This is a genomic window from Paenibacillus sp. 01L418, assembly GCF_056400045.1.
This window is the reverse complement of record NZ_JBFTSN010000399.1, coordinates 1-5,870: the sequence shown is the minus strand read 5'-3', so window position 1 is coordinate 5,870 and position 5,870 is coordinate 1. Positions and strand designations below refer to the sequence as shown.

Sequence of the window (5,870 nt, the reverse complement as noted above, 5' to 3'; positions counted from 1 at the left end):
CCCTTGCGACTTGATCGGCATCGACCAGCAGCGCACCGCGTTCGACGAGCATGTTTGCGATTGTGCTTTTGCCGCTGGCAATACCGCCGGTTAATCCGATTATCATCCTTTTCACCTCAAATTATAACAGCTTCATGATTCCGATTATGATTAATAATATGCCTGGCAGCATAGCTAATGTCTGCATGCCTTTCCAAGCGGAGAAACGAAAGCCAAAACGGATACCGCCAACAAGAAAAAGAGCACTTGCCGCCGCTATCGTTAAAGCCGTAAGTAAGGAAGGCAATCCGATCAACGCAGCCCCAAGTCCAGCTCCAAATGCATCAAGTGATAATGCAAAGCCAAGCATGACGGCCTCCGATGCAGAGATGGTGCCTGATTTATCGACGTCAGCCGACTGTGGCGTGCGCAAAATCTGAATAACGAGCCCTAGACGCTTCAGCTCTACCATAACGACAAGCGCAGCACTCGCGATCTCTCCGGCATGTGTTTTTGCGCCAGCTTCTGCCGAAGCAGCACTTTCTTGTACTGCGGTTTCTACGTGCTCATGCCTCACATCATCCTGCTGCTGTTTGTTTCGTCTAAGCTGCAATAGCGCCCAGACACCAATCAGCATGAGGACACATGCGCCAATGAGACGCGCAACGAATTCAGACAGGAACGTGGTTATCAATCCGCCAACCTGCATGGACAAATAAATAATAATACCAGAGCAGCAAGCAATAATCAGTATTGACACGATCGGTATGCGGATCCTCCGCAAACCGTAAGTAACGCCAACACCAAAACCGTCTACGCTAACAGCAACAGCAAGAACTAATAGTGAAACTACATGCGCGAACAATGTTTTAGTCCCTCCCCGCACAGCGGCGATCCGGCTTACAAGAAGCTGTAAGTAGACATCCGCCTATTGTTCGTAACACACTTATCATATGCGGGGAGTATTTGACTGTGCATGCTGGTTAACATTTGCTGCAGTTCGTATTATTTTCCTGATGCGTGCAGTGTCTGGCATTTATTGCAAATATGGGTACCTCGGCCGCCAACAACAAATTTATGAATCGGTCTTGAACAGGTTGGACAAGGCTCATCCTTCTTGCCGTATACAAGCAGCTGATGCTGAAACATTCCCATCTCGCCTTGTCCATTAACGTACGATTTAATAGACGAACCGCCTGCTTCAACCGCATTTCCCAGTGTCGAACGTATCGCTTCATAAAGTCGCTTCCATTCGGCCGGCTTCAATGTGCTAGGTGTTCGCTCCGGATGTATACGTGCTTGAAATAAAGCTTCGTCTACATAGATGTTGCCCAAACCGACAATATGCTCTTGATTAAGCAATAGCGGCTTAATCTTAGTCGCGCGTTTCTCGAGTTTCCCGCGAAGCGCTTCTAGCGTAAAGGCTGGCTCAAGCGGCTCTATACCAAGCTTGTTAAGCGGCGGAAGCTCAAGCTCCTGCCCTTCTTGGAATAAATGCATCGTACCGAACTGGCGAACGTCCTTATAACGCAAATCCGTGCCATCTTCGAAATGAAAGATAACATGAGTATGCAGCTCAATCGGCTCTTCCGATGGGAAAACCCCATATCGGCCTTCCATTCGCAAATGCGATACAAGTACGAGCCCGTCCAAGATGATCCGCAAAAACTTGCCGCGTCGCTCAACCGTCTGGATCGTATGTCCGACAAGCGCATCCGCGAACTGTTCAGGTTCTGCTGGACGCTGTATAATACGCGGGAGTCTAACGGTTACTGATTGGATACGTTTTCCCGCTACAAGTTCAATTAATGTTCTTCTAACTGTTTCTACCTCTGGCAATTCAGGCATTTCTCCTCACCTCAACAACCATTATACCCGAAACTGCCCGCCAGTGGGTTACTTTGCTTCATACCAATTGTCACCGAAACTCATATCGGCCTTCAAAGGAACATCAAGTTTGAGCGCTCCAGCCATCACTTCAGGTACAAGCGTCTTCATCAGCTCCAGCTCCTCTTGCGGCACTTCGAACACGAGCTCATCGTGCACCTGCAGCAGCATGCGGCTCTTCAGCTTGCGTTCGCGCAGCGCAGCGTCCATATGGACCATGGCCAGCTTAATAATATCTGCCGCAGTACCTTGAATCGGTGTATTCATCGCTGTACGTTCAGCAAAGGATCGCAAATTGAAATTAGAAGCATTGATGTCATTCAGATAACGCCTGCGCTCAAGCAGTGTGGCCACATACCCGTCGCGCTTCGCTTGCTGAACGATATCGTGCATATATTGGCGAACGCCTTTGAAAACCTCCTTGTAATCCGCAATAAACTTTCCAGCTTCATTACGGGAAATGCCAAGGTTTTGCGATAAGCCAAAATCGCTGATGCCATACACGATGCCGAAGTTGACCGCTTTTGCCGAACGACGCATGTTGGAATCAACCTCCTCGGCAGTTACGCCGAATACATCCATCGCTGTTTTGGTGTGAATATCCATGTCCTTAATGAACGCTTCCTTCATATTCTCATCATCAGCAATATGTGCGAGCACACGAAGCTCAATTTGTGAATAGTCAGCTGCTACGATGGACCAGCCCGGCTCGGACGGTACAAAGGCTTTCCTAATTTGGCGTCCTTCCTCAAGACGAATCGGAATGTTCTGCAGGTTAGGGAACTGACTGCTTAGACGACCGGTAGCTGCAATGGTCTGGCGATAATACGTGTGTATTTTGCCTGTTTCCTTGCGCACCTCTTTAAGCAAGCCCTCTACATAAGTAGATTGCAGCTTCGAGAGCTGACGATAATGCAGGATAAGCGGAATAATCTCGTGATAAGGAGCAAGCTCCTCCAGTACCTCAGCATCCGTCGAATAACCTGTTTTCGTCTTTTTCTTAGCAGGCAGGCCAAGCTTCTCGAATAAAATCTCACCCAGCTGCTTTGGCGATCCGATATTAAATTCCGTACCAGCAAGCTTGTACACGCTGCTAATGATTGTTGTCAGCTTACTCTCCAAATTACGGCCAAGCGCCTCCAGCTCCTCCGACTTTACTTTAATGCCCTGAAACTCCATCCCTGCAAGAATGCGGGACAATGGATGCTCCATGTCAAAATAAAGCTTGCTCATGCCCGTATTGCTTAGCTCTTCGGTTAACAGAGGCACGAGCTTCCGAACCGCTTCCGCTTTCAGCGATAAATGGCGGTAAAGCGTATCGGCATCAGGCACTCTGAATTTCGCGCCTTTGCCATAAACAGCTTCATCCGGCGGCAGTGTCGACAAGCCTTGCTTCTCATTAATGCCGCTTAATGTCTGGCTTGCTTCTGTAGGATCGAGCAAATATGCTGCCAGCTGCACATCAAAAGCAGAACCCTCGAAGCTGATTCCGCTCCATTTGAGTGCCAGCTCCACCTTATGGAGATCAAAGCCGTATTTCGGCTTGTCCGCTTGTTCGAGCCAGTCGCGAAGCTTCGCTGCGAAAGGCTGCTTAAGCACTGAATATGGCATTACAAACACAGCTTCATCAGTAGCGATAGCAAGGCCAATCAGCTCGGCATGATGCGGATTCTCCCCAATGGCTTCGATATACAAGCCATTTTTGTCCGACTTCTGGAGCAGTTGAATAAGCTTCTCCAGCATCTCTGCGTCTTTTTCTGATTCGATCACATTAATATTCAAATCAGCTGCAGCAGCTTCGGCTTCCTTATCCATATCACCCGCTTCAGCACCTAGCTCCAGGCGATCAATTAATGATTTAAATTCCAGCTTGCGGAACGCCTCAGCCAGCTTCGAACCATCATACCCGGCATAACGAATGTCATCGATAGACTTTTCTATAGGCACTTCACGGAAGATCGTCGCCAAGCGCTTGCTCATCGTAGCATCATCTTTATGGCTCTCAATGTTTTCCTTCAGCTTGCCCTTTAGCTTGTCCAAGTTATCAAGCACGCTTTCAACGGATCCATGCTCATGAAGCAGCTTAAGCGCCGTTTTTTCGCCTACGCCCGGAACACCAGGGATGTTGTCAGAGGTATCCCCCATGAGCCCCTTAAGATCGATAATTTGCATCGGCACAAGGCCGTATTTCTCTTGGATCGTCTCTGGTGTGTAAAGTTCAACATCACTAACGCCTTTGCGTGTTACCGCAATGGTTACTTTGTCTGAAGCAAGCTGCAGCATATCTTTATCTCCAGTAACGACAAAAGTTTCTACACCTTTCTCGTCAGCTGCCTTCGTTAGCGTACCGATAATATCATCGGCCTCATAACCGGACAGCTCAAACTGTGAAATGCTAAAGGCTTGAAGCAGCTCCTTAAGCACTGGAAATTGTTCTGACAGCTCTGGCGGTGTCTTTTGTCTTCCGCCTTTATATTCCGCATAACCTTCATGGCGAAAAGTGACCTTGCCGGCATCAAATGCAACCAGCACATGAGTCGGCTTTTCTTGTTCAAGCAGCTTAAGCAGCATCGTTGTAAACCCAAAAATCGCATTCGTGTGATTGCCCGCCGAATTCGTAAGCGGCGGCAAAGCAAAAAACGCACGGTAGATTATACTGTTTCCGTCAATTAGCATCCATTTTTCCATAAGGAATCAACACCTTCTTTATGTAACATTCATACCTTTAAGTATACCACAAAAAGGGCTATTCCCAAGCATCACTGCGATGGGATAGCCCTTTTTTGTATCGGTTACATCATCATGGAACGAAATGGAGCAGGCCTGCCTAATAAATAACCTTGAGCATATTCAATCCCCATCTCACGCACCTTCGCAAGCTCCGCTTCAAGTTCTATGCCTTCGGCGATAATCGAAATATCCATTTTTGCTGCAATCTGAACCAGCGTGTACAAAATATGCTCTTTCATCTCATCCAAGTGGATATTCTGAATAATCGACCGATCCACCTTCAAATAATCAGGTCGCAGCTCAGCGATAGATTGCAATGACGAATAACCCGCTCCAACATCATCAATTGCAATTTGATAACCTTGGCTTCGGTAATGCTCCAGCGCCTTCTTCACAGAGCCAAAATCCGCGATTGAGCTTCGTTCTGTAATTTCAAATACGACATGATGGGGCGATAGCTTATGCTGCTCCAGCAGACTGAGTGTTTGGCCAGGCGAGAAGCTTGGATCCTCCATAATTTGCGCCATCACATTAATGAATAGCTTTTGCCCTGGCATGAGCCTCAGACAGCCGTCTATCGCCTTTTCTCTAGCCAGTCTATCCAAGCTATAAGTCAATCCTTCCTGCTCAGCACACTGAAAGAGCTCCATAGGTCCATTAAACCAAGTTTGATCCTGCGTACGTGATAGCGCTTCGAAGCCAAATACCTCTCCTTCGCGCAGCAGCGATACGATAGGCTGATATACTGGCTGAATAAGCCGCTCGCTAATGACTCGTTCCAGAGCTCGGCGCTTCAAGCTTCGCTCCATCGATCCGGCGGATTGCCCGTGCAAAATTGCTTTTTTCATCGCATCATACCAGACGAGGCCATCCACAGGGTCATTGTCATTGGGTACGACAGATACACCAATATGGAGCTTCCCAAGCACATCAGCTAGCCCCTCATAGCAAATCTCCTCTGCAAATTGTTTCTCCCAATCAGCGGTATGCTTATAGGCCAGCTCAAGCAGCCAGTCCTCCTGCAGCATTTGATGCCCGGCCGGCAAACGCATATGGATAAATAAATCCTCCTTCATCCATTGCAGCCCTTCATATAGTAAAGAGCTTCCAAATGCAGCCTTCACCTCATTCTCTGCAAAAACACGCCATTTCTCATGCTGCGAGGATAAGTGATTTTTCCGAACATCCGTAGGAAACTGCCATGATAAATAAATAATACCAAGATGACCCGAGCTCACGTTTTCCGTATCGTTTAGCCGCCATATGTCCCGTAG

General features: G+C 47.9%; 5 protein-coding genes. All 5 read right to left on the bottom strand.

The window, feature by feature from the left end:
* The coding region (locus AC1DSE_RS28730) for a dephospho-CoA kinase (protein ID WP_477528592.1) at positions 1 to 106 on the bottom strand (106 nt) is incomplete at its 3' end.
* A 15-nt stretch (positions 107 to 121) separates the two neighbouring features.
* On the bottom strand, positions 122 to 844 hold the full coding sequence (locus AC1DSE_RS28725) for an MntP/YtaF family protein (protein WP_076270184.1): 723 nt from the start codon (positions 842 to 844) through the stop codon (positions 122 to 124).
* A 140-nt stretch (positions 845 to 984) separates the two neighbouring features.
* Entirely contained in the window at positions 985 to 1,827 is an 843-nt protein-coding gene (mutM, locus tag AC1DSE_RS28720; protein WP_441885885.1) for a DNA-formamidopyrimidine glycosylase, read from the bottom strand.
* 48 nt (positions 1,828 to 1,875) lie between these two features.
* Positions 1,876 to 4,554, bottom strand: a complete 2,679-nt coding sequence (gene polA / locus AC1DSE_RS28715; RefSeq protein WP_441885888.1) for a DNA polymerase I — start codon at positions 4,552 to 4,554, stop codon at positions 1,876 to 1,878.
* A gap of 104 nt (positions 4,555 to 4,658) precedes the next feature.
* The coding region (locus AC1DSE_RS28710; protein ID WP_477528591.1) for an EAL domain-containing protein at positions 4,659 to 5,870 on the bottom strand (1,212 nt) is incomplete at its 5' end.

Coding starts and splice junctions, on each gene's coding strand:
- polA (WP_441885888.1), bottom strand. CDS start 4,554: ATGGAAAAATGGATGCTAATTGACGGAAACAGTATAATCTACCGTGCG.
- mutM (WP_441885885.1), bottom strand. CDS start 1,827: ATGCCTGAATTGCCAGAGGTAGAAACAGTTAGAAGAACATTAATTGAA.